This window comes from Micromonospora sp. DT15, from assembly GCF_049841475.1.
Taxonomy (GTDB): domain Bacteria; phylum Actinomycetota; class Actinomycetes; order Mycobacteriales; family Micromonosporaceae; genus Micromonospora.
Genome location: NZ_JBNCKJ010000001.1, coordinates 89,284 through 113,358, shown reverse-complemented (window position 1 = coordinate 113,358; position 24,075 = coordinate 89,284). Strand labels below are relative to the sequence as shown.

23 protein-coding genes are annotated in these 24,075 nt (G+C 70.3%); 12 read left to right on the top strand and 11 right to left on the bottom strand.

Annotated features, from left to right (window positions below):
* The first annotated feature begins 17 nt into the window (after window positions 1-17).
* Complete coding sequence (locus ACLQ3F_RS00525) at window positions 18-824, top strand: tyrosine-protein phosphatase (RefSeq protein ID WP_425845044.1); 807 nt, start codon at window positions 18-20, stop codon at window positions 822-824.
* 51 nt (window positions 825-875) lie between these two features.
* On the opposite strand, the gene ACLQ3F_RS00520 is transcribed toward ACLQ3F_RS00525, so the two are convergent.
* Window positions 876-1,973 (bottom strand): branched-chain amino acid aminotransferase, encoded by a 1,098-nt coding sequence (locus ACLQ3F_RS00520; protein WP_355005302.1) that lies wholly within the window; start codon window positions 1,971-1,973, stop codon window positions 876-878.
* A 143-nt stretch (window positions 1,974-2,116) separates the two neighbouring features.
* Window positions 2,117-3,148, bottom strand: coding sequence for a 3-isopropylmalate dehydrogenase (locus ACLQ3F_RS00515; protein ID WP_350863040.1), 1,032 nt, complete (start codon window positions 3,146-3,148; stop codon window positions 2,117-2,119).
* A gap of 225 nt (window positions 3,149-3,373) precedes the next feature.
* Between ACLQ3F_RS00515 and ACLQ3F_RS00510 the strand changes: the two genes are divergently transcribed.
* Both ACLQ3F_RS00510 and ACLQ3F_RS00505 read left to right on the top strand, forming a co-directional pair.
* The gene (locus tag ACLQ3F_RS00510; protein ID WP_425845040.1) at window positions 3,374-4,216 is read left to right on the top strand and encodes an FAD:protein FMN transferase; all 843 of its coding nucleotides are present in this window, start codon (window positions 3,374-3,376) and stop codon (window positions 4,214-4,216) included.
* Between the two features lie 309 nt (window positions 4,217-4,525).
* Window positions 4,526-4,882: a hypothetical protein gene (locus ACLQ3F_RS00505; RefSeq protein WP_091393184.1), complete on the top strand. Its 357-nt coding sequence runs from the start codon at window positions 4,526-4,528 to the stop codon at window positions 4,880-4,882.
* 75 nt (window positions 4,883-4,957) lie between these two features.
* Here ACLQ3F_RS00505 and serA read toward each other — a convergent pair whose 3' ends face one another.
* The 5 genes from serA to ACLQ3F_RS00480 form a co-directional block, all read right to left on the bottom strand.
* Window positions 4,958-6,556 carry a phosphoglycerate dehydrogenase gene (gene serA / locus ACLQ3F_RS00500; RefSeq protein ID WP_357200830.1) on the bottom strand — a complete coding sequence of 533 codons (1,599 nt, stop codon included), beginning with the start codon at window positions 6,554-6,556 and terminating at the stop codon, window positions 4,958-4,960.
* Between the two features lie 392 nt (window positions 6,557-6,948).
* Window positions 6,949-7,962: a ketol-acid reductoisomerase gene (gene ilvC / locus ACLQ3F_RS00495; RefSeq protein ID WP_425845037.1), complete on the bottom strand. Its 1,014-nt coding sequence runs from the start codon at window positions 7,960-7,962 to the stop codon at window positions 6,949-6,951.
* A 94-nt stretch (window positions 7,963-8,056) separates the two neighbouring features.
* Window positions 8,057-8,572 carry an acetolactate synthase small subunit gene (gene ilvN / locus ACLQ3F_RS00490; protein WP_088991111.1) on the bottom strand — a complete coding sequence of 172 codons (516 nt, stop codon included), beginning with the start codon at window positions 8,570-8,572 and terminating at the stop codon, window positions 8,057-8,059.
* A 79-nt stretch (window positions 8,573-8,651) separates the two neighbouring features.
* Window positions 8,652-10,532, bottom strand: coding sequence for an acetolactate synthase large subunit (locus tag ACLQ3F_RS00485; RefSeq protein ID WP_425845033.1), 1,881 nt, complete (start codon window positions 10,530-10,532; stop codon window positions 8,652-8,654).
* 187 nt (window positions 10,533-10,719) lie between these two features.
* Window positions 10,720-13,074, bottom strand: coding sequence for a putative bifunctional diguanylate cyclase/phosphodiesterase (locus ACLQ3F_RS00480; RefSeq protein ID WP_425846136.1), 2,355 nt, complete (start codon window positions 13,072-13,074; stop codon window positions 10,720-10,722).
* Window positions 13,075-13,203: 129 nt separating this feature from the next.
* Between ACLQ3F_RS00480 and ilvD the strand changes: the two genes are divergently transcribed.
* A complete protein-coding gene (gene ilvD, locus ACLQ3F_RS00475) occupies window positions 13,204-15,051 on the top strand; it encodes a dihydroxy-acid dehydratase (RefSeq protein WP_357200844.1) in 1,848 nt (615 codons plus the stop codon).
* 126 nt (window positions 15,052-15,177) lie between these two features.
* Here the strand turns inward: ilvD and ACLQ3F_RS00470 are convergent, their stop codons facing one another.
* From ACLQ3F_RS00470 to ACLQ3F_RS00460, 3 genes are read right to left on the bottom strand one after another with little or no spacing between them, the layout of a single operon-like run.
* Window positions 15,178-17,202 (bottom strand): hypothetical protein, encoded by a 2,025-nt coding sequence (locus ACLQ3F_RS00470; RefSeq protein ID WP_425845031.1) that lies wholly within the window; start codon window positions 17,200-17,202, stop codon window positions 15,178-15,180.
* Window positions 17,199-17,450: a hypothetical protein gene (locus tag ACLQ3F_RS00465; protein WP_425845029.1), complete on the bottom strand. Its 252-nt coding sequence runs from the start codon at window positions 17,448-17,450 to the stop codon at window positions 17,199-17,201. The genes ACLQ3F_RS00470 and ACLQ3F_RS00465 overlap by 4 nt, the downstream gene beginning before the upstream one ends.
* Entirely contained in the window at window positions 17,447-17,740 is a 294-nt protein-coding gene (locus tag ACLQ3F_RS00460) for a DivIVA domain-containing protein (protein WP_425845027.1), read from the bottom strand. The genes ACLQ3F_RS00465 and ACLQ3F_RS00460 overlap by 4 nt, the downstream gene beginning before the upstream one ends.
* Before the next feature lie 108 nt (window positions 17,741-17,848).
* On the opposite strand from ACLQ3F_RS00460, the gene ACLQ3F_RS00455 reads away from it, so the two are divergent.
* The 8 genes from ACLQ3F_RS00455 (at window position 17,849) to ACLQ3F_RS00420 (ending at window position 23,165) form a co-directional block, all read left to right on the top strand.
* The gene (locus ACLQ3F_RS00455; RefSeq protein WP_425845024.1) at window positions 17,849-18,829 is read left to right on the top strand and encodes a helix-turn-helix domain-containing protein; all 981 of its coding nucleotides are present in this window, start codon (window positions 17,849-17,851) and stop codon (window positions 18,827-18,829) included.
* Window positions 18,822-19,016 (top strand): DUF397 domain-containing protein, encoded by a 195-nt coding sequence (locus ACLQ3F_RS00450; RefSeq protein ID WP_425845022.1) that lies wholly within the window; start codon window positions 18,822-18,824, stop codon window positions 19,014-19,016. Before ACLQ3F_RS00455 ends, ACLQ3F_RS00450 begins: the two co-directional genes overlap by 8 nt.
* A gap of 87 nt (window positions 19,017-19,103) precedes the next feature.
* Window positions 19,104-19,364, top strand: a complete 261-nt coding sequence (locus tag ACLQ3F_RS00445) for a hypothetical protein (protein ID WP_425845020.1) — start codon at window positions 19,104-19,106, stop codon at window positions 19,362-19,364.
* On the top strand, window positions 19,361-20,071 hold the full coding sequence (locus ACLQ3F_RS00440; protein ID WP_425845018.1) for a hypothetical protein: 711 nt from the start codon (window positions 19,361-19,363) through the stop codon (window positions 20,069-20,071). Before ACLQ3F_RS00445 ends, ACLQ3F_RS00440 begins: the two co-directional genes overlap by 4 nt.
* The gene (locus ACLQ3F_RS00435) at window positions 20,019-20,450 is read left to right on the top strand and encodes a hypothetical protein (RefSeq protein WP_425845016.1); all 432 of its coding nucleotides are present in this window, start codon (window positions 20,019-20,021) and stop codon (window positions 20,448-20,450) included. The genes ACLQ3F_RS00440 and ACLQ3F_RS00435 overlap by 53 nt, the downstream gene beginning before the upstream one ends.
* Window positions 20,451-20,544: 94 nt before the next feature.
* Window positions 20,545-20,808 carry a hypothetical protein gene (locus ACLQ3F_RS00430; protein ID WP_425845014.1) on the top strand — a complete coding sequence of 88 codons (264 nt, stop codon included), beginning with the start codon at window positions 20,545-20,547 and terminating at the stop codon, window positions 20,806-20,808.
* A gap of 442 nt (window positions 20,809-21,250) precedes the next feature.
* Window positions 21,251-22,582, top strand: coding sequence for an AAA family ATPase (locus ACLQ3F_RS00425; RefSeq protein ID WP_357230477.1), 1,332 nt, complete (start codon window positions 21,251-21,253; stop codon window positions 22,580-22,582).
* A gap of 88 nt (window positions 22,583-22,670) precedes the next feature.
* A complete protein-coding gene (locus ACLQ3F_RS00420; RefSeq protein WP_425845010.1) occupies window positions 22,671-23,165 on the top strand; it encodes an RloB family protein in 495 nt (164 codons plus the stop codon).
* 16 nt (window positions 23,166-23,181) lie between these two features.
* On the opposite strand, the gene ACLQ3F_RS00415 is transcribed toward ACLQ3F_RS00420, so the two are convergent.
* Entirely contained in the window at window positions 23,182-24,009 is an 828-nt protein-coding gene (locus ACLQ3F_RS00415; protein WP_425845008.1) for a DUF3152 domain-containing protein, read from the bottom strand.
* Between the last annotated feature and the right edge of the window lie 66 nt (window positions 24,010-24,075).

The window sequence follows — 24,075 nt, the reverse complement described above, 5'->3', positions numbered from 1 at the left end:
GTTCGACCCGACGGCCGGTGGGGCACTGTCCCACCGGCCGTTACCGTGTGAACGTGGACGTCACCGAGAACAACCCCCAGCTCTCGCTCCCCGCCACCTTCAACTTTCGCGATGTCGGTGGCTACCTCGGCCACGACGACCGGTCGGTACGCCGAGGTCGGCTCTACCGCTCCGACTCGCTGCACCGCCTCACCGAGCAGGACCGCGACGCGTTCGCCGCGATCGGGATCCGCACCGTCATCGACCTGCGCCGCCCCACCGAGGTGGAGCGCGACGGCCGGGTGCCGGAGTACCAGGGACTGACCTACCGGAACATCCACCCGGAGCACGCCGACTGGGCGGGTACGCCGCACGAGGAGGGCGCCAGCCTGGCCCGGTACCTCGCGGACCGGTACGCCGACCTGGCCCAGACCGGCACCGCCGGGCTGGCCGAGGCGGTCGGCCTGATCGCCGACTCCGCCAACGCCCCGGTGGTGGTGCACTGCGTCGCCGGCAAGGACCGCACCGGCATCGTGTGCGCGTTGACCCTCGCCGTGCTCGGCGTCGACGACGCGGACATCACCGCGGACTACGCGTTGAGCAGTGTGGCGTCGGCCCGGTACAGCGCCTGGCTGGCTTCCGTCACCCCGGGCGGCGTGGACGTGCCGGCACCGTTCCTGAGCTCGCCCGCGGAGGCGATGCAGATCTTCCTCGACGAGTTGCGCGCGGGGCACGGCTCGGTCGAGGCGTACCTGCGCCACGCCGGGGTGACCGAGGAACAGCTCGCCGCGCTCCGCGACCACCTGCTCGACGAGCCAGCTGAGGCGCAGCCCGGCGACGCGTAGAGCCGACTGCGCCGGCCCGTCCGGGTGGACGGGCCGGCGCGGCGACGGAGATCAGAAGACCCGCTGCACCCAGCCGTGCGGGTCGGCCGCCTTGCCCCGCTGGATGTCGACCAACTGCTGACGCAGGGCCATGGTGACCTGACCGGGCTCGCCACCACCGATCAGGAACTCGCCGTCGGGGAAGCGGACCCCACCGATCGGGGTGACCACCGCGGCGGTGCCGCAGGCGAACACCTCCTTCAGGCGTCCGCTGGCGGCGTCGGCCTGCCAGTCGGCGAAGCTGACCGGCCGCTCCTCGACCTGGTGTCCGGCCCCGGCGGCCAGCGCGAGGACGGCGTCGCGGGTGATGCCCGGCAGGATCGTGCCGGTCAACGGTGGGGTGACCACTGTGCCGTCGTCGTAGACGAAGAAGACGTTCATGCCGCCCAACTCGTCGACGAACCGGCGCTCCACCGCGTCCAGGAAGACGACCTGGTCGCAGCCGGCCTCGATGGCCTCCGCCTGGGCGGCGAGCGACGCGGCGTAGTTGCCGCCGCACTTGGCCGCGCCGGTGCCACCGGGCGCGGCCCGGGTGTAGTCCGGGGAGACCCAGACGGTGACCGGCTTGACGCCACCGGTGAAGTACGCCCCGACCGGTGAGGCGATCACCATGTAGAGGTACTCGTTGGCCGGCCGGACGCCGAGGAAGACCTCGCTGGCGAACATGAACGGCCGCAGGTAGAGGCTGCCGTCCTCGCCGGTGGGGATCCACTCCCGGTCGATCTCGATGAGCTTGTGCAGCGAGTCGACGAACACGTCCGGCGGCAGCACCGGCATCGCCATCCGCTGCGCGGACGTGGCGAAGCGGGCCGCGTTGGCATCGGGCCGGAACATCGTCACGCCACCGTCGGCAGTGCGGTACGCCTTGAGCCCTTCGAAGATCTCCTGCGCGTAGTGCAGCACCGCGCTGGCCGGGTCCATCGGGATCGGGGCTCGGGCCTCCACCCGTGCGTCGTACCAGCCCTTGCCGTCGGCGTAGCGGACGGTGACCATGTGGTCGGTGAAGACCCGGCCGAACCCGGGGTTGGTCAACAGTGCGGCCCGGTCGGCGACGGATACCGGCGCGAGATTCGGACGGATCTCGAAATCGAGCTTGTCACCACCGCTCATCGCGCTGACCTCCCTGCGGGACAACGGCATGCGGGACCGCACACCGACATGGCTGTGCCAGAAACTTACCCCGAACGCTCGTTCAGCGGGTAACGCCGGTCGGGCTGCCTGCGGCAGACCGGGCGCCCCGCGGGCCGGGATGATCAGGCTACGGCGTGGGCGGCGAGCCGGTCGCCGACCTCTTCGGTACGCAGCGTCACGCCCGGCACGCGGCCGGCCAGCTCGGCGGCGACCGCCGCGTTGACCCGAGCGGCCGACTCGCTGTGCCCGAGCTGCTCCAGCAGCAACGCGGCGGAGAGCACCGCGGCGACCGGGTCGGCGATGCCCTGCCCGGCGATGTCCGGCGCCGAGCCGTGCACCGGCTCGAACATCGAGGGGTACGCCCCCTCGGGGTTGATGCAACCGCTGGCGGCCAGCCCGATGCCGCCGGTGACGGCCGCGGCGATGTCGGTGAGGATGTCGCCGAAGAGGTTGTCGGTGACCACCACGTCGTAGCGCTGCGGCTGGGTGACCAGGAACATGGCCGCCGCGTCGACGTGCTGGTACTCGGTCTCGATGTCCGGGTGCTCGGCGGCGACCGCGTCGAACGTACGCGCCCAGAGCGACCCGGCGTGGGTGAGCACGTTGGTCTTGTGCACCAGGGTGACCTTGCGCCGCTCCCGGCGGCCGGCGCGGGCGAACGCGTCGCGGATCACGCGCTCCACGCCGTGCCGGGTGTTCAGGCTCTCCTCGGTGGCGACCTCGGCCGGGGTGTCCCGGTGCAGGGAACCACCGGCACCGGCGTAGAGCCCCTCGGTGCCCTCGCGCACCACCACGAGGTCGACCTCGCCCGGCTTCACGTTGCCCAGCGGGCCGGCGACCCCGGGCCAGAGCCGGGACGGGCGCAGGTTGACGTACTGGTCGAAGGCGAAACGGAGCTTGAGCAGCAGCCCACGCTCCAGCACACCCGGCGGGACCGTCGGGTCACCGACCGCGCCGAGCAGGATCGCGTCGTGCCCGGCCAGCTCGGTCAGCACCGAGTCGGGCAGCACCTCCCCGGTACGGTGCCAGCGGGCGGCGCCGAGGTCGTACTCGGTGGCCTGCACGTCGGGCAGCACCGCGTCGAGGACCTTGCGGGCCTGCGCGACCACCTCGGGCCCGATGCCATCTCCGGCCACCACCGCGATCCGCGCCACGACCGCACTCCTCTGCTCAACGGTTGTTCGGGCAACGGTACGTCGCCGTCCCGCCTCCCGGTACGCGGCGTCCACGATTTGGGATTCCGGATGCACAGCACCCTCTCAGCTGGGACTCATGGGGCGGTCATCTCCGCTGCCTACGGTAGGACCCAGTGGGTCGCGGGGGCCTGCTGACCGACGGGGTCGCGGTGACGCGGCGCCATGTGCGAGGGGGCAGATGCGATGCGCATCGACGAGCAGCCGCGGACCCGCTGGCCGGACACGTCCGCGTTCCGCAACCGCCGGCCGGACCTTCGACTCGGCAGTCGCCGGCACCGGATCGACCCGGCCGCCGCCACCGAGGGCCGGATCGCGGTGCAGCACACCGTACGCACCGCGACCGCCGAGTACACCCTGCTGCTCAACGCCCCCGAGTGGCTCGGCCGCCGGGGCGTGGGCGAGGCGCTGCGGGACAGCGTCGCCGAATTGCGCGCCATCGACCTCACCTACGGGCCCAACCGGCCGGAGAGCCTGGTCTCCCGACTGCGTCGGGGCGAGATCAGCCCGGAGTCGTACCCTCCGCTCGCCGATCTGGTGGACCGCTGCGCCGCGATGCGCGCGGCCACCGACGGGTGGTTCGACGCCTGGGCGGTGCCCGGCGGCTTCGACCCGGGCGGCCTGCTCGGCGGTTGGGCTGTGGAACGGGCCGCCGAGCGACTGCGCAACGCCGGCATCCACGACTACGCCGTACTCGCCGGCGCTGACCTCGTCGTCCGGGGCCGCGCGCCGCACGGCGGTCCCTGGCGGGTCGCGGTGCACCACCCGACCGCACCCGAGCGCGCGCCGCTGGTGCTGGAGATGACCGCCGGTGCGGTCGGCACCTCCGGGGTGAGCGGGCGGCAGGGGCACGTGGTGGACCCGCACACCGGCGAGCCGGCCGATCACCTCGTCGCCGCCACTGTGGTGGGCCCCGACCTGACGATCGCCGACGCCTACGCCACAGCGCTCTACGCCGCCGGCCCCACCGGCCTGGCGTGGTTCCGGGGCAACTCCGACTATCGCGCGCTCTTCGCCCACCGTCGCTGAGCGGAACGACGTAGCGATCGGCCCCCACGGTCTCGGCAACGACAGTGGGGGCCGGTCAGCGACGAGTGCGCGTGGCTCGCACAACCGAGGGGTGCGGACCGGTCGGGCCGGACGTCGACCGCGCCACCCGAAGACGGGCCGGCGCCTCGAACTCGGCCAGTGACCGCAGTGCGTACGCTAGCGAATCGACGCAACTCGACGCAAGAGTCTCCACACCGGACCGTCGCTACCGGAGACTGCGTTGATCTGTGGTTGACCGGCGGCGAGGCAGTTTCGACATGATGAACGACGGATGGCACGCTATCCGCCGTGAGTTTCGATCTGAGCGTGTGGGCCCTGGAGGACGGGGCGACGCCCGAGGACGTGCGGACAGCGGTCAACGGTTGCCGGCAGGGGCGGCACGTGGACCGCTACCCCGATCCGCGGGTGGTCAGCTTCTACCGGGCGATCACCGCCTCCTATCCGGACCGTCACCCCGGCCCGAACAGCCCGTGGGCGGTGGCACCGCTGCACGCGGCCCACGACCACGTCGAGCTGAACCTGCACCCGACCTGCGCGGACCAGGTGCTACTGGACATCGAACGGCTGGCCGGCGAGCACGGGCTGATGCTCTTCGACCCGCAGGACGGCTCGGTCTACCCGCCGCCGGCGCGGCTGCCCGGCTGACCTGACCGGCGGCACGGACGGGAAATGACGAGGGGCCCGGCGAATCGCCAGGCCCCCCACGGTGTTTGTCGTCTACTACTCGTCGCGCAGGTCGGCGGCGCTGGCCGCCGTGGCGCCGATCGAATCGGCGGCCGACGTGAGCAGGTCGGCGCCGAGCGCCTGGTCGACGGTGAGCGTCATCAGCGTCTCGCCGCCCGCCTCCCGACGAGCCACCTGCATGGCGGCGATGTTGATGCCCGACTCGCCGAGCAGGGTACCGACAGTGCCGACCACACCGGGCCGGTCGGCGTAGCGAAGGAAGAGCAGGATGCCCTCCGCGCCGATCTCCACGTCGAAGCCGTCCACCTCGGTCAGCTTCAGCACGTCCCGAGCGCCGGAGTGGGTGACAGTGCCGGAGACACTGACCGTCCGGCCGTCCGGCAGCGCGCCGCGCACCGTGACCAGGGTCGGCTGCTCGGCCGTCTCGCCCAGCGTGGCCAGGGTGACCTCAACGCCACGCTCGGCGGCCAGGTGCGGGGCGTTGACGTAGGTGACCTGCTCCTCGACCACGGAGCTGAACAGGCCCTTGGTGGCGGCGAGCTTGAGCACCGACACGTCGTGGCTGACGATCTCACCGCGGACCTCGACAGTGACGCTGGCGGCGACCCCACCGGCGACCGCGGTGAACGCCCGGCCGAGCTTCTCCGCCAGCGGCAGCAGCGGCCGAACGTCCTCGGCGACCACACCGCCGGCCTGCACGTTCACCGCGTCCGGAACGAACTCGCCCTGCAACGCCAGCTTGACGCTCTTGGCCACGGCGAGACCGGCCTTGTCCTGCGCCTCGTGGGTGGAGGCGCCCAGGTGCGGGGTGGCCACCACGTTGTCGAAGGCGAACAGCGGCGACGAGGTGCACGGCTCCTTGCTGTAAACGTCGACACCGGCGCCGGCGACCCGACCCTCGGCGATCGCGTCCGCGAGCGCCTGCTCGTCGACCAGCCCACCACGGGCGGCGTTGATGATTCGAACGCCGGGCTTGACCAGCGCCAGCTCCTTCTCACCGATCAGCCCCACCGTCTCCGGCGTCTTCGGCAGGTGGATGGAGATGAAGTCGCTCTCCCGCAGCAGCTCCTCCAGGCCGACCAGGCGGACGCCGAGCTGCGCCGCGCGGGCCGGCTGGATGTACGGGTCGTACGCGATCAGCCGGGTGCCGAACGCGGCGATGCGAGACGCGAAGAGCACCCCGATACGGCCGAGCCCGACCACGCCCACCGTCTTGCCCTGCACCTCGACGCCTGTGTACTTCGACCGCTTCCACTCCCCCGCCTTGAGCGCGGAACTGGCGCTCGCGGTGTTACGGGCGACGGCGAGCAGCAGCGCGACGGCCTGCTCGGCGGCGGAGACGATGTTGGAGGTGGGCGCGTTGACGACCATGACGCCCCGCGCGGTGGCGGCCGGCACCTCGACGTTGTCCAGCCCGACGCCCGCCCGGGCGACCACCTTGAGTCGCGGCGCGGCGGCGACCGCCTCGGCGTCGATCTGGGTCGCGCTGCGCACGATGACGGCGTCGGCCTCGGAGAGCGCCGAGAGCAGGGCCGGACGGTCGGTGCCGTCGACGTGACGGACGTCGAAGTCGTGGGCGAGCACCTCGATGGCGGCGGGGGCGAGTTCTTCGGCGATCAGTACGACAGGATTCATCGGTCCTCGTAGAGGTCGTGTATGCGATCGGCCCGGGCGGCGGGGGCGCCGCACTGCGCCCTGCGCTGATCCGTGCCGTGGCCGTCAGGTGCCGGCTGCTGCACCTACAGGCGATCGTAGGGGCCCCGCTGGTCGGCGTGTTCCGGTCTTCGGGGTGAGTGCCCTCACACGCCCGGTCGAGCGACGGACATCGGCCGTTCACCGCACCGACACTGTTGCTCCGGCCGCGCCGAGCACCGGCGGCGCTGGTCAGCCGGTCACTGCGGGAGAGTCGTGGCACACGAACACTGCCGCCCGACGTATCGACGGGCGGCAGCATGCCGGGCAGCCCCGGGGCGGCGCTGGGGAGAGCGCCGGCCCAGGGGCTGTCGGTGGATCGTCGGTCGGACGGGTCAGGCGGTCTCGGTGATCGGGCGGTCGACCCAGCTCATCATGCCGCGCAGCTTCTTGCCGGTCTCCTCGATCGGGTGCGCCGCACCCTCGGCCTGCCACTTGGTGAAGTTGGGCCGGCCGGCCTCGTCCTCGGCGACCCACTCGCGGGCGAACTCGCCGGACTGGATCTCACTCAGGATCTTGCGCATCTCGTCCTTGACCCGGGAGTCGATGATGCGCGAGCCGCGGGACAGGTCGCCGTACTCGGCGGTGTCGGAGATGCTGTAGCGCATCTTCGCGATGCCGCCTTCGTACATGAGGTCGACGATCAGCTTCAGCTCGTGCAGGCACTCGAAGTAGGCGACCTCCGGGGCGTAGCCCGCCTCGGTGAGCACCTCGAAACCGGTCTGCACCAGCGCCGAGGCGCCGCCGCAGAGCACCGCCTGCTCGCCGAAGAGGTCGGTCTCGGTCTCCTCGGTGAAGGTGGTCTTGATCGCGCCGGCACGGGTGCCGCCGATCCCCTTGGCGTACGCGAGGGCGAGCGCGAGCGCGTTGCCGCTGGCGTCCTGCTCGACGGCGACGAGACAGGGCACGCCCTTGCCGTCGCTGTACTGGCGGCGGACCAGGTGGCCGGGGCCCTTGGGGGCGACCATCGCCACGTCCACCTCGGCCGGCGGCTTGATCAGGCCGTACCGGATGTTGAAGCCGTGGCCGAAGAAGATCGCCTTGCCGGGGGCCAGGTGCGGCTCGATCGACTCGGCATAGATCTTGCGCTGGGCGGTGTCCGGTGCGAGCACCATGATCACGTCGGCCTCGGCCGAGGCCTCGGCCGGCGTGAGCACCCGAAGGCCCTGCTCCTCAGCCTTGGGACGGCTCTTCGAGCCCTCCGGCAGGCCGATCACCACGTCGACGCCGGAGTCGCGCAGCGACAGCGCGTGGGCGTGGCCCTGGCTGCCGTAGCCGATCACCGCGACCTTCTTGGCCTGGATCAGGCCGAGGTCGGCATCGTCGTCGTAGTACACCTCAACGCTCATGAGAACTTCCCTTTCGTACGACGGCCGGGGCGGCCCGTCGTGGTCTGTGCGGATGAATGCGCCGGACGGTCGGCCGAGGCCGACCGGTGGCGGGTCAGGCGGCCCGCAGCGCGGGACCGGCGGTGATCGAACGCGAGCCGCGCCCGATGGCCACCAGCCCGGACTGGACCATCTCCTTGATGCCGAAGGCCTCGAGGTCGCGCAGGAGCGCGTCGAGCTTGTCCGGGGTGCCGGTGGCCTCGATGGTCAGTGTGTCCGGTGCGACGTCGACCACCCGGGCGCGGAACAGGTTGACGGTCTCCAGCACCTGCGACCGCGCAGCCCGGTCGGCGCGCACCTTCACCAGCAGCAACTCCCGGGCGACCGAGACCTGGGGATCCAGCTCAACGATCTTGAGCACGTTGACGAGCTTGTTCAGCTGCTTGGTGACCTGCTCCAGAGGGGACGACTCCGCGTTGACCACGATGGTGATCCGGGAGACGTCCGGGTTCTCGGTCTCGCCGACCGCGAGGCTGTCGATGTTGAAGCCGCGCCGGGAGAACAGGCCGGAGACCCGGGCGAGCACGCCCGGCTTGTTCTCCACCAGCACGGACAGGGTGTGCATGGTCATGCCACGGCCTCGCTTCGCTCGGTCATGGCATGACCATGCGCAACACTGAGCTTGATGATTCGTTCGCTTCGCTCACTCATTAGATGTCATCCTCGTCAAAGACCGGGCGGACGCCACGGGCGAACATGATCTCGTCGTTGCTGGTGCCGGCGGCGACCATCGGCCAGACCATCGCGTCCTTGCCGACCACGAAGTCGATCACCACGGGGGCGTCGTTGATCTCCATGGCGGCGGCGATGGTCTTGTCCACGTCATCGGCGCTCTCGCACCGCAGCCCGACGCAGCCCAGGGCCTCGGCGAGCTTGACGAAGTCGGGGATGCGGTGCTTGTGGGTGCCGAGCTCGGTGTTGGAGTAGCGCTCGTTGTAGAAGAGCGTCTGCCACTGCCGGACCATGCCGAGGTTGCCGTTGTTGATGACGGCGATCTTGACCGGGATGCCTTCCAACGCGCAGGTGGCCAACTCCTGGTTGGTCATCTGGAAGCAGCCGTCCCCGTCCACCGCCCAGACCACAGTGTCCGGCTTGCCGACCTTGGCGCCCATCGCCGCCGGCACCGCGTAACCCATCGTGCCGAGACCGCCGGAATTCAACCAGGTGTACGGCTTCTCGTAGGAGATGAACTGCGACGCCCACATCTGGTGCTGGCCCACCCCGGCCACGAAGATCGCGTCCGGGCCGACGATCTCGCCCAGCCGCTTGATCACGTACTGCGGGGACAGGGTCCCGTCGACCGGCTCGTCGTAGCCCAGCGGGTAACGGTTGCGCAGGTCGTCGAGCTGCGTCCACCAGTCAGCGAGGTCGGCGGTGCGCCCCGACGACCGCTCGGCGGTGACAGCGGCGATCAGCTCGTCGATGACGTGCTTGGCGTCGCCGACGATCGGGACGTCCACGTGCCGGTTCTTGCCGATCTCGGCGGGGTCGATGTCCGCGTGCACCACGACCGCGTCCGGGGCGAACGAGTCCAGTTTGCCGGTGACCCGGTCGTCGAAGCGTGCGCCGAGCGCGACGATCAGATCCGCCTTCTGCAGGCCGTAGACCGCGGCGACGGTGCCGTGCATGCCGGGCATCCCCAGGTGCTGCTGATGCGAGTCGGGGAACGCGCCGAGCGCCATCAGCGTGGTGACGACCGGGATGCCGGTCAGCTCGGCCAGCCGCCGCAGCCCGTCGGTGGCACCGGCTTTGAGGACCCCGCCGCCGACGTAGAGCACCGGGCGTCGGGCTGCGGCCATCAGCCGCGCCGCCTCCCGGATCTGCTTGCCGTGCGGGTGCAGGGTGGGCCGGTAGCCGGGCAGGTCCAGGGTGGGCGGCCAGGAGAAGGTGGTCGACGCCTGGAGCACGTCCTTGGGGATGTCGACAAGCACCGGGCCGGGTCGCCCGCTGCTGGCCAGGTGGAACGCCTCGGCCAGCACCCGGGGGATCTCCTCGGCGTTCTGCACGAGGAAGTTGTGCTTGGTGATCGGCAGGGTGATGCCCTGGATGTCCGCTTCCTGGAAGCCGTCGGTGCCGATCAACGGGCTGGCCACCTGCCCGGTGATGGCCACCATCGCCACCGAGTCCATGTACGCGTCCGCGATCGGGGTGACCAGGTTCGTCGCGCCCGGGCCGGAGGTGGCGATGCAGACCCCGACCTTGCCGGTGGCCTGCGCGTAGCCGGTTGCCGCGTGCCCCGCGCCCTGCTCGTGCCGCACCAGGATGTGCCGGACCGTCGAGTCGTAGAGCGGGTCGTACGCCGGCAGGATCGCGCCGCCCGGAATGCCGAAGACGACGTCGACGTCGAGCGCCTCGAGGGACCGCACGAGCGAGCCGGCCCCGGAGATCGGGGTCGCGGCGGCGGGCCGTACCGCCGGGGCGGCCGGGTTGGCCGTGCGCGTGGCGGCCTGGTCGACGTCGACGGTCGGGTCGGCGGTCGCGCGGGCCCGGCGGGCGGTGTGGGCGAGGGTCTCGGGCGTGGGTCTCGTCATGGCGGTTCTGGCCTTCGGCTGGAGTGGCTGGTGGCTAGTCAAGCGATGCGACGCGGGCGGGGCCCGCTCGCCAGGTTCCGATGGCAATAAAAACGGCCCTCGTGCAGATGCACGGGGCCAGCGCACTCTCGGTGAGGGAGAGTGCGCTCAGGTAAGTACTCGCAGCGACCGGTACGACGACATGCGGCTAAGCCTGACGCATCTCACGCGATGAGTCAACTGATCCCACATGTTGGTTAACGGAGGTCGGCGCGTCGACCGGCGACGCGCCATCGGCGGGCGGGTTGAGCTGCCCGGACATACCCGGAACGCGGCGTGGCGCGGGCACCGGAGCGGGACGCGCACCCGGTGACGTGGCCGCCTCCAGCATCGCCTCCAGGTGCTCGGCCGGCACGCCCCAGCCGAAGAGCGCGCCCTGGCCGAAGCGGCAACCGGCCGCCACCACCGCGGCCAACTCGGTCGGGGTGGTCACCCCCTCGGCGATCACCTCCAGCCCCAACTGGTGACCTAGGCGCATGACGATGTCGACCATCGGGGCGAACGCCGGGCCGTCCTGGCCGACCGGGCGGACCGGCTCGTGCTCGGCGACCAGGCTGTGGTCGATCTTGAGGATGTCGATCGGCAACCGACGCAGCTGCCCCAGCGACGAGTAACCGGCCCCGAAGTCGTCGAGCGCGATCCGGACACCGGTCAAGCGCAGCGCGGTCAGCCGCCGGATCAGCTCGTCCAGGTCGGTGGCGACCGCGTGCTCGGTGACCTCCAGCACCAGCCGCTGCGGCGGCACGTGGTGGGCGCGCAGCGCCTCGGCGACCTGGACCACGTACTCCGGGGCGTGCAGCTCGCGCGGGGAGACGTTGACCGACACCCAGACGTCGTGCCCGTCCGCGAGCCACCGGGAGAGCTGGTAGCAGGCCTGATGCAGCACCCAGGCACCGAGCGGGGCGATCATCCCGCACTCCTCGGCGAGCGGGATGAACTCGTCCGGACGCACGTTGCCCAGCTCAGGATGGTGCCAGCGGAGCAGCGCCTCGGCGCCGACCGGCCGCACCGACGGCAGCGACGCCACCGGCTGGAACGCCAACCGCAGCTCGTCGCGGTCGATCGCGCCGCGCAGCTCGTGCTCCACCGTCGTACGCCGGCGCAGCAGTTGGTCGTACGCGGCGTCGTACCGCTCGATGCGGTTCTTGCCACGCTGCTTGGCGTAGCGCAACGCCAGGTCGGCGTGGCGCAGCAGCAGCTCCACGTCGGGCTCGTCGGCCCAGTCGGCCACCCCGATGCTCACCGACAGGAAGACCGGCCCCTCCGGCTGGTCGTAGGGGCGGTTGATCACCCCGAGGAGCCGTTCGGCGACCCGGTCCGCCTCGACCGGCCGGCCCTGCATGAGTACGGCGAACTCGTCGCCACCCAGCCGGGCGGCCACGTCGCCGGGGCGCAGGTTGCCGCGCAGCCGCCGGCCCACTTCGGCCAGCACGGCGTCGCCCACGTCGTGGCCCCGCATGTCGTTGACGTTCTTGAAGCCGTCCAGGTCCAGGCCGAGCAGCACACACGGGTTGTGGTCGGCGGCGTTGCGGTGCAGCGCCCGAAGCAGCCCGCGCCGGTTGGCCAACGACGTCAGCGGATCGGTGTGCGCCAGCTCACGGAAGTGCGCCTCCCGCTCGGCCAGGCGGCTCGCGTACCCCCGGACGTCGCGAAGGGTGAGGTACTGCCGTGCCACCAGGGCGAAGCCCTCCACGCTGCCGGCCACGATGCCCGCCGCGGTGAACCGGCCGTCCTGGGCGAGGTGGTACATGGCCGAGGCGGCCATCGCCAGCATCGGGGCGATCGCGTACTCGCCGTCGCTACCGACCAGGTCAAGGTCGATCTGCCCCGGCCGGTCGGCCCGGTAAACAGTGAGCGCCACGGTCAGCAGGCCGGCGGCGAGCACCACCGCGCCGGTCAGCGCCATTGTCGGCCCGGCCTGGCAGAGCCCGGCGCTCAGACCCAGCCCACCGCAGGTCACCGCGCTGATGCCGGCGCCGAGCGCGGCGAGCCGTCGACGTGGGGTGGCGGCCCGGAAGACGATGATCACGACGAGCCCCGCGCTGAGCGCGGCGCTCACAGTGGCCACCAGGATCGCCGGGCAGGCCATCGGGGTGGCCGCACCGAGCAACCTGGTGGGCTCGGAGAAGAGCACCCAACCGACGAACCACAGCGCCGCCGCCATGACCAGGCCGTCCAGGGCGAGCCGGGCCGTCCCGGCCGCGGTGGCGGCCACCCCGGGCAGCCGGAGCAGACCAGCCGCGAAGGCCAGCCCGCTCACCGCTGCGCCGATCGCCACCATCGTCGCCCAACCGGTGCGCTGCCCCTGCTCGTGGGCCCAGTGGTCGTTCGCGCTGAGCGTGGCGACCACCCCGGCCAGGAGGCTGAGCAGGGCAACTCCGGCGGCGCCTGCGAGCAGCACGTGTGCCGGCCGACGCGGCACCGCCCGCCGCCGGGCGACGACGGTCAGCAGCACGGCGGCCACCGCGGCGACGAGCCCGCTGAGCGCCGCGACAGCGACCATGCCCGGTGGAAAATGCACGCCTCCAAGAGTGCCGGATGGGCGCACGTCATGGGGGGCTGAGTGTGCATCTGTTGGGACACGGCAGATACGGGGGCGGGCCGGTGCGTCGACGGTGTCATGCTGGTATGCATGCCTGAGCTGCGGTCGAGGACTTCCACACACGGTCGGACGATGGCCGGCGCCCGGGCCCTCTGGCGGGCCACCGGGATGACCGACGACGATTTCGGCAAGCCGATCGTCGCCATCGCCAACAGTTTCACCCAGTTCGTGCCCGGTCACGTACACCTCAAGGACATGGGTGGCCTGGTCGCCGACGCGGTCGCCGAGGCCGGTGGGGTGGGCCGGGAGTTCAACACCATCGCTGTCGACGACGGCATCGCGATGGGCCATGGCGGCATGCTCTACTCGCTGCCCAGCCGTGAGCTGATCGCCGACGCGGTCGAATACATGGTCAACGCGCACTGCGCGGACGCCCTGGTCTGCATCTCCAACTGCGACAAGATCACCCCCGGGATGCTGCTGGCCGCGCTGCGGCTCAACATCCCGACCGTCTTCGTCTCCGGCGGCCCGATGGAGGCCGGCAAGACGATGGCGATCGAGGGCGTTGTGCACAGCAAGATCGACCTGATCGACGCGATGATCGCCTCCTCCAACGAGGCGGTCACCGACGAGCAGCTCGGTGAGATCGAACGCTCCGCCTGCCCGACCTGCGGTTCCTGCTCCGGCATGTTCACCGCCAACTCGATGAACTGCCTCACCGAAGCGATCGGGTTGGCGCTGCCCGGCAACGGTTCGACACTTGCCACCCACGCCGCCCGCCGGTCACTGTTCGTCGAGGCCGGCCGGACCGTCGTGGAGATCTCCAAGCGGTGGTACGACGGCGACGACGACTCGGTGCTGCCGCGTACTGTCGCCTCCAAGGCCGCCTTCGAGAACGCTGTCGCCCTGGACGTGGCGATGGGCGGCTCCACCAACACGGTGCTGCACCTGCTGGCCGCCGCCCGCGAGGCGGAGATGGACTTCGGCGTCACCGACATCGACGCGATTTCCCGCCGGGTGCCGTGCCTGGCCAAGGTCGCACCGAACTCGCCGAACTACCACATGGAGGACGTGCACCGGGCCGGCGGCATCCCGGCGATCCTCGGCGAACTGGACCGGGCCGGGCAGCTCAACCGGAACGTGCACGCCGTGCACTCCCCCTCGCTGGCGCAGTGGCTGACCGACTGGGACGTGCGCGGCGGCTCCCCCACCCCGACGGCTGTCGAGCTGTTCCACGCCGCGCCGGGCGGGGTGCGTACCGTCGAGCCGTTCTCCACCACCAACCGGTGGTCGTCGCTGGACACCGACGCGGCCGGCGGCTGCATCCGGGACCGCGAGCACGCCTACTCCGCCGACGGTGGGCTGGCCATCCTGCACGGCAACCTGGCACCCGAGGGCAGCGTGGTGAAGACCGCCGGCGTGCCCGACGACTGTCTGACCTTCCGCGGCCCGGCGAAGGTCTACGAGTCGCAGGACGACGCGGTGACAGCGATCCTCGCCAAGCAGGTGGTCGCCGGGGACGTCGTGGTGATCCGGTACGAGGGGCCCAAGGGCGGCCCCGGCATGCAGGAAATGCTCTACCCCACCTCGTTCCTCAAGGGCCGCGGGCTCGGCCGCTCCTGTGCGCTGCTCACCGACGGCCGTTTCTCCGGTGGCACCTCGGGGCTCTCCATCGGGCACGTCTCCCCCGAGGCGGCCTCCGGCGGGCTGATCGCCCTGGTCCGCGACGGCGACGAGGTCGTCATCGACATCCCGGCCCGGTCGATCGAGCTGAACGTGCCCGCCGAGGAGTTGGAGGCTCGCCGGGTGGCCGAGGAGAAGCGCGACAAGCCGTACACCCCGACCGATCGGCAGCGGCCGGTGTCGGCGGCGCTGCGCGCGTACGCCTCGATGGCCACCTCGGCCAGCGACGGCGCCTACCGCCGCGTCCCGGAGTAACCACCGGGCAACGCCGCGCCGCCGCTGCGACAAGATCAACACGAGTTCCGCGATATCGGGGTGTCCCGTCGACCGGGACACCCCGATTTCTGCAATCTCGTGTCGATCACCGCTGCGTGGCGACCCTCAGGTCAACCGTAGATCGCGCAGGTCGGGGGCAGCGGCGAGGAGCCGTACTCCGTCGTCGTCGTGCCGGTGGACCGTGCAGCCGGCGCGGGTGAAGCGCACGGTGACCACATGCCCGGCGTGCCGGGCCGCCAGGCGCAACAGATCCTGCTCGGGATCGGCGACATGACGCGGCCCGGAGCAGGGCACCGGGATGGACTCCCTCGGGTCGGTTGGGGCGGCCCCGGCGACGGCGTCGGTCAGGCACTCGACACACCAGGAGAGCGCGGCGGCAAGACTTGGTCGGTAGGGGAAGTCGTCGGGACGGACAGGTGCATCAAGCGGCTTCACCTCGACCGACCAGCGCATTCCGTCGGCCAGCAGTGGGTCTGCGGCGTTGTGCCGCAGGTCGCACAAGGCCACTACGAGCGTCAGGTCAAGGCCGAGGGCGAGCCGCAGCAACTCGGCCAGCGGTGGCGCGTCGGGAGGCGTCGCCACCACGATCAGACGGCCGGCCGCCGTGCCCCGGCCTGCGCTGCGGACGTGCTCCCCGACCGGGTCAGCCCCGGCCCAGGGCAAGGTTACGTAACCGTCGCGGAGGTCTTTGCCGATCTGCTGCCCGCCGTCGGCGTCGGCCAGGTCGTCCGGCCGCGTGCCGAGCACGGCCGCCCAGGAGCCGAGCCGGTAACGGTCGGGAAGCTGGACGACGGGCCTGCCGCCCGGTTGGGTGGCGACCAGCGGAGCCACTTCGGGCGTACCGGCCTGCCAGGCCAGGTGCATCACCCGGTGCCGCAGGTCGGTGACGGTGACCAGCACGGTCTGATGCAGCCGCTGGTTGTCGCCGCAGGTGAAGCAGTGCAACGCGGATGGGCGCAGGCCGGCGCCGCAGCAGTGCGGGCAGTCGGGGTCGGCCGCGCGACCGCCGAGCCGGCAGTCGCAGGCGCGTAGCCGGCTGTGGGGTCGGCAGTCCGGGCAGGGCCGCCAATGGACGGGTTCACCCAGCCAGGGCGGGTCGGGTGGTTCGTAGCCGCGGCTCACCGGCACCCGCACATGGCGGACGACCTGGCCGGTGGGCTGCTCCGCGAGGGTCTCCACCGGCTCGCCAGTGCGCAGAGTCGTGTGCCACCAGCGGCCGTTGCGCCACAGGGCCTGCGCGCCGGGCAACTCGTCGCCGTGGGCCGCGTCGACGCAGTCGGCGAGGACGCGCCGTTCGAGTTGGTCGACGTCCACGGCCGGCGCGGCGGGCGGGCGCGGCGAGTCGGGGTGCAGCAGCCGGGCAGTAGCGGCCAGGCCGCGCTCGGCAAGGCCGATGAGCGCCTTGGCCACGTCGGTGCCGGCCAACACCTCCGGCAGGTCCCGGCACCAGCCGGGCAACCCGAGCGGCACCGGTGAGCCGGGCACCTCGTATCGAATGGCCCAGCAAAAGCTCACGCCCTGCCGGCGGACCTCGACAACCAGGTCGAGCAGCAGCAGGTCGGCCAGCGCGCACAGCCGGGCCAGTTGTGCGGCCGGGTCAACGGTCGGCGGGGCGGTGGATCGGCCCAGCACCAGCCTCCAGGAGGCGTGATCGGCCCGCAGGATGGCGTGCGCCTCCAGCTCGTACCGCTGCGCGGCCGGCAGGTCGGGCCGCCACTGCCGGTCCAGCCACAGCGAAGGCACGTCGGCCTCGTCCAGGACCGCGCCGACGGTCGCGGCGAGTTCGCGTACCCGGGAAGCAAGGTCGACCACCCAGTGGCCCGCCGGGTCGGGGTGGGGGTCGAGGCCGCCGGGCACGACCTGGTGGGAAGCGACCGCGCCGGTGTCCAGGTTGGCGACGGTGACCACGAGCTGCGCCCGCCGCCGGCCGCGCCGCCCGCAGCGATAACAGGGGTAAGCGACGGTGCCCGCGCCGCGACACTGCTCACAGCTCCGGTACGCCTCCCGGCGCGGCCCGAGCACGTCGGCGTCGGCGAGGAACCGGTCGCCGTAGGTGGTGCACCGGCACGGTTCCAGCGTGAAGGTCGCCCCGTGGCAGTCCGGGCAGACGACGACGGGCACGGTGGTCACCGACACCGCCGGGTTGCGCAGTCACCGTCGTGTTCCACCCGCCGCACGCACCGCCGGCCGCCGTCGAGCGGCAGGTCGCAGAACACCCGATGGCGTACGCCCTGAGCGTCCTCAGCGGACACGGTGGTCTCACCCGCGTCCACTTCGGTGAGGAAGCTCAGCGAGCGGGCCAGGGTGCCGGCGAACTGCTGGGCGGCCGGCAGGTCGGCGGCGGTGAACGGCAGGTGCGCCACCCAGCGGGCGCTCATCGGCGGGCCACCAGGTCCTCGCGGGCCCGCCGCGACTGCCAGCACCTCAGCGCATCCTTGATCCGCTCGGTCTCCCGCCGGCTACTGCCCAGCGCCGCGTACACCTCGGCGAGATCGTGGGCGACCCGGTCGAGGAACTCGGCGACCTCCACGGCGTCCACGCCACGCCGGCCACGGCGGGTGAACCGGCGCCCGCGGACCTGCCAGGGCTTGAGGGGTACGTAGTTGGCCGCCCGATAGGGCGCCGGCCGGGGTGGCCCGGCCCGGAGATGACGGAGAAACGCGCGCACGAAGCAGCACCACCCTTCCTCTTATTTGATCGATCACCGGCTCGGTAATTGCGCGTCCATCGCTGATGTCGGACCAATCTTGTAAGGTCGGAGGCACCATCGCAATGAATGTCGACTCACACTGTTCCGCTATTTGTGGGCAACATTCCCCTGTTGCAGAACGGCTGTCGGGATGTTGCAAAAATCAACAGGAAGGAGAGCCGGGTGGCCGATGACATGGGCTCGACGGTGCCTCGACGCCAGCTCGGCAGGGCGCTGCGTGACCTGCGCACCGAGGCGGGAGCGACCCTCGACGCGGTCGCCGAAGCACTGGAGTGCAGCCGCCAGAAGGTGTGGCGGATCGAGAGCGGGCTCGGCTCAGTGCGCGGCGTCGACGTCCGAGCCATGTGCGAGCTGTACGGGGCGACAGGCGAGCTGACCCGGGCACTGACCTCCCTGGCCGGCGAGACGAAAGCGAAGGGCTGGTGGCACGCGTACGGCGACGCCGTGCCCGAATGGTTCGAGCTGTACGTGGGCCTCGAATCCGCGTCGTCGAAGCTCCGCTTCTACAAGAACAGTCTCGTGCCCGGCATCCTCCAGAGCCGCGACTACGCCCGGGGCATCTACCGCATCGACCAGCCCGACATGTGCGACGACGACCGGGAACGCGCGGTCGAGCTTCGACTGCAACGGCAGTCGCTGCTGACCCGTCGCCTGCCACGAGCTCCGCAGGTGCAGGTGGTGCTCTGCGAGTCGGTGCTCCTTCGGCCGGTAGGCGGCCCAGAGACCATGGCGGATCAACTCCACAACCTGCTACGGCTGACCCGCCTACCGAACATCTCGATTCGCGTGTTACCCCTGATCGCGGGGCCTCACCACGGGACCGTTGCTGGCGAGTTCGTGCTTCTTGATTTTCCGCTCGGCAACCGAAGCACGCCTGAGCCGCCGTTGGTCTACAGCGAGGCGATCACGGGCGCTCTCTACCTCGACCGTGCCAATGAGTTCGCGACCTATGAGAAGGTCTGGTCGAGCCTGCTGTCGCTCGCTCTTGATGAGGGACAATCGTTCCAACTGATCAACAAGATCATCGGGGAGGTTCACCATGGTTGACCTGACGGGCGCTTCCTGGCGCAAGAGCACCCGCAGCGCAGGCAACGGCGGCGAGTGTGTCGAGGTCGCCGACAACCTGCCTGGCGTCGTCGCCGTGCGCGACAGCAAGGACCCGCACGGCCCGGCCCTCACCTTCTCCCCCACCGCCTGGGCAAGCTTCGTGCGCTCGACCCGCGTCTCCCGCTGAAGCTTCGGTGGGTGTTTCGGGGTCTCCTGGGGCACCCACCCGCCGCGAGGGCTGCGCTCGACGACCAGGTTCGGTTAACGTGCGGCAGTGACCATCGGCGATGTCAAGGTGACGATCCGGAAGGGCGATCAAGCACTCGACAACGCTCGGATGAGCGTCGAGAAGGCCAACGCCAAGCTCGCCGACGCAACCGCTCTGGCCATCGCAGCCCTTCACGACAGCGAACGCGGCGAGGCGAAGCAGTCCCGCAAGGCCCTCCGTGAGGCTGCCGACGAAGTCGAGTTGGTGCTTCGCCGAATCGAGGCTGCCAAGGACCATGCTGCCGCCTACGTCGCCATCATCGGATGAGCGGAAGCATCGGCGAAGTCGTCGCCCAACTGAGAAGCGCCATCGACACCCTCCACAGCGCCGCCGTTGTCGCGCGACGCGCTCAGGCTGACGCGGAACAGGCCAATACGCACTACGCCCGTGCAGCGCAGGGCAGCAGGCATCCCGAACTCACCGGCGCTGTGACCGATAGCAAGACCGCTGGCGAGAAGGCCGGCAAACTCGCCCGCCTGATCAGCGAGGCGGCCGACCGCGTAGCCGCCTACTCCAATGCGGTCGCTCCCGGCTCCGCCCCGACCACGCAGCCATCCGACTCAGCCACACCGTCCGGTGAGGATCTGCTCGCCGAGACTGTCGAGCGCGATTCCGCACGAAGGAACGTCGCCTCCTTCCTTAGTACGATGACCAGGAAGGTTGAGGACGTCCAGGAGAACACCCAAAAGTCGGTGGCGGCGGCCAGGGAAGCGTTCACGATCATTCGGGGTCCGCAGGGCCCACCAGGGGCGCAACAAGCCGGCACAACACCCCCGACGGTCGGCCCTACAGTGGGGCAGCGTCTCCTCAACGAAGCACCGGATGCGGCGGGACACCTCGTCGTGGTGGGGTTGGTGGCGAGCATCGCCGTCCACCGATCCGTTCAATCAATCCGCAAGGGAATAGCGAGGTTACGAGATCGTGAGCGTACGGACCGAGTTCAGCGACCTGATTCGCGCGATGGCACGGCGTGACTGGGGCACCGTGGACCAACTCCTGGACGGGCTCGAGGCCTCCGGATGGCGCGGCGGGAACCAGGTGATCGGCGCAGCGTTTGCCATCGCGGTCAACGACCGCTTCGGCGCCGCTCACTCCCCCACCGACGTCGCTCGTTTCGTCGCCGAGACTCGCACCCAATTTCCGGGAACGGAGTCGCTGCCCACCCTGGAGATGGAAGGCCTCGTCCGCGCGGCCCTCGGCGAGGTCGGGCTGATCGACAATCTCAGCCCCGAGACCGCCCTCCAGATGCAGATCGTATTCCTCGGCAAGCTGCTTCAGGACCGCGATCCCACCGAGACGCAGCTTGAAGAGTTCATCGCCGACGTGGAGCGCACGGCCGCCGAGTACCTGTAACCAGCGGGGGCTGCATGCCACCTTCATCTCCGATAGTGTCCGTCCGACCACGCAAACGTGAACTCGTTAGCGCGATCATCAGACGGAGGGCGGCATGGCCAGCATCGAGGAAGTCAAGGCAGCGCTGATGCAGGCCGCCGAGCAGGGCAACGCCACCATCACCCAGATCCGGGCCGCCGCCGACAACACCGAGCAGATGCTGGCCCGGCTACGCGCCATCTCCGCCGGCACCGGGCACCCGACCATCGCCGAGGCCATCGCCCGCGGCGAACAGAGCAAGCAGCGCCTGGCCGAAGCAATGGCCCTGGTGCAGGGCAGTTCGGAGGCGGCACGCCGCTACATCAGCGTCCTCGGCTGATCACCGACCACCACGATGAGTGTTGGCGAGGTCAAGGCGTCCCTTCGCGCCGCCATCGAAGCTGCCCGTCAGGGACGTCGGGTGTTCGACCAGGCCGCTTCCGACGCCGAGGCGGCAACCCGAATGGCGGACGCCAACGCGCAGTGGTTGAGCGCGGTAGTGGCGGACGCCGAGGTGACCCGCAACAAGGCCGGCCGCTACGCCCGCCTCCTGGCCGAGGCTGCCCCCGACACATCGCGGACGACGAGCTGGATGCCATGCTCGCTGAGGCGGTCAGCCTCTCCTCGCGGGCCTGAGGCGCGCGGCTTCGGCACTGACGGCATACGCCGATCAAAGCGCCGCCAGCGGCAAGGCTGGCTGCGCTGGCCCTTTGAGCCGCCTTCTCGTGGTTTACTCGCAGAGATGTACTTGTAACCGCCCACGAGCTAGGGGCACGCGGCCAATGCTGCTGAGTTTTCGCTTCGCCAACCATCGTTCGTTTCGCGACGAGCATCAGCTGAATCTGACGCCCGTCTACGGCGACGGGGCCGAGGCCGACGAGCCGGCTCCGCAGGCAGTCCAAGTCGTCGGCATCTTCGGAGCCAACGCGTCGGGCAAGTCGAACTGCCTGGGCGCGCTGGCGTTCATGCGGCAATTGGTCGTGGAGTCTGACCGGGCGGTCGAGCCCGGTGTGGGCCTGTCCCGGGAGCCGTTCCGGTTGGATTCGGAGGTCGCCGTCCAGCCATCTCGCTATGTCGTCGACCTTCGGCTCGGCGGAGTCAGACACACCTATGGCTTCACGATCGACGACGACCGGGTGGTGGAGGAGTGGCTCTACCACTTTCCACTAGGGCGCCGGCGGCGCGTATTCGAGCGAGACGGTGACGCCTTCAACTGGGGCGAGGAGTCGGGCCGGCGCAGCGACCTGGAGCAGATCGCTGGCATCACCGCGCCAACAGCCCTATTTCTCAGCACTGTCGCGCGCTTTGGCCAGAGCCGTCCCCAACCGGATCCGACAAACCCACAGCCGTTGCACGACACCTACCGGTGGTTCTACCTGACGGGCCAACGTACCGACCCCAACTCTGGGCTGTCCGCCCTCGTCCGTATCGGCCAATCGGATGCCGATGAGGTACGCCGCCTGGTCGTTGACCTGTTGCAGGCTGCCGATGTGGGGATCGTCGACGTCGTTATCGCTCCTGATCCGGGCCATGATCAGGCGGACTGGTCCGTCCTCCCAGCCAGGAGATTGAGCGACCGGCTGAAGAAAGCCGTCGCGGCTATCCGGCCCTCGCCCCGCGTCCAGTTCGCGCATCAGGGTCCGCACGGCACCGCACTGCTCGACCTCCAGGACCAGTCGACCGGCACCCGGCAACTACTGACCCTGGGTCTGCATGCCGCAGCGATGCTACGTACCGGCACCACAATGCTGATCGATGAGATCGATGCGAGCTTGCATCCGATCCTGACCGCCAAGCTCATCAGCCTGTTCCGCAGCCCGGCCGCGAACCCACTTGGCGGCCAACTCATCTTCACCAGCCACGATGCCGCCCTGCTCGGCACCCTCGACGCTGAGGAGATCCTCCGCCGCGATGAGATCTGGTTCGTGGAGAAGGACAACGAGGGTGCCTCCTCGCTGTATCCGTTGACCGACTTCAAGCCTCGAAAAGAAGGCGAGAACCGTCAGCGCCGTTACTTGAACGGCAACTACGGCGCAGTTCCCAACCTGTCCACCGACCTGTTTGAGCAGGCCCTTGCCACCCGTGGAGGCTCGGATGACACCCCGGCAGGGTGACCGGCGTACCTCGGGCTCGATACGGTCCGGCCGTGGCCGCGAGACCGACCTCCGCCGCCGCGTATCGACCCGAGAGCAGCGGACAACCGTGCTGATCGCCACCAACGGTGAGTCCACGGAACGGGACTACTTCAACGGCCTCAAGCAGGAGGAGTGGGTACGGCCTCGGGTGGTCGTCGTGGCAGAGCGCGGCTCACCGGTCAACGTCGTACGAGGTGCGGCGCGCCGCCGGCGGCGCGACGACTTCGACGAAGCGTGGGCGGTCTGCGACGTCGATGACTTCGCCACCGAGCCAGCATCCCGCGAAGCTGTAGACGCCGATGTCAATCTGGCCTGGTCCAATCCCTGCTTCGAGGTGTGGCTGCTGCTCCACTATGGCAATTGCAGCCGATTCGTGGAGAACGCCAAGCGAGCCCGCGACCTGCTGCGGGAGCACGACCCCTTTTGGGACAAGACCAGGCTCGACTTCGGCAAGTTCCGCGACCGAATTGAGGACGCCTGTCAGCGGGCTGGTCGACTCGACCCGCCCCCGGATGGCAATCCGTCTACCTCCGTCGGACACATCGTCGCTGCGCTTCGTTGAGACAGCAAAGGCCAGGTCAGGATCGCGCCCACGGTCCGCTGACGAACTTGCCGTTGCCGACGAACGGGCTGACGTTCGGCACGCACCCGCCCAGGCCCATCGTCTGGGTCATCATGACCGGGGCCGGTTTGCCGCGACCGCCACACTTCATGTGGGCGAAGCCGAGGAAGTGGCCGAACTCGTGATTGATCACGCCGGCGTGGTACTCGTCGATGCTGACCGGGTATCCCGGTGACCCCTGAAGCCACCGCCGCAGGTTGATCATGATGGTCTTGCCGTACTTGCAGGAGTAGACCCCCTCGGTGTCGACGCCGCTCGCGCCGCAGAGTCTGTCCACTGTCCTCGGTGTCGCGAGCCGCACGTCGACGTCGACAGTCGAGCTGCCCACCCGCTGGAAGGACCACGACGCCCGGTTCAGGTTCACCGCCGCGTTGGTGACCGGGTGTTGCGCCGACGTGGCCCATCCGTTCGGTGCGGCCAACACCTGCTCGATGCTCGCGGCGAACCGGGCCGGCTTCCAGGCGGGGATGTCACCCCAGGCGATGCCCTTCTCCACCGAGACGCTGTAGCGCACCCGCTTCTTGCCCTTGCCGATCACGCGACCGTTGCCGGTGGCGGTGGTGAAGGTGCCGGCGGCCCTGGTGGGGACCTGCGCGTCGGTCGGGATGTCCGGGGTCGGGCTGGAGGTCGGCGTGTCGTCGGGGCTTGGAGCTGAGCTCTGCGTACTCGGGGCGGGGCGTGGGACTTCGGCCTGCCCGGACGCCGGTGCCGACAGGCCACAGGCGGCGGTCGCCAGCACCGCTGCCAACGAGATCGGCGCGAGCAGCCGTCCGTTGATCCGCACGTCGGAACCTCCAGGAGCAGTCACGGGTGGGTGAGGAACACCGGAAGGCTACGTGACTGCCTGTAA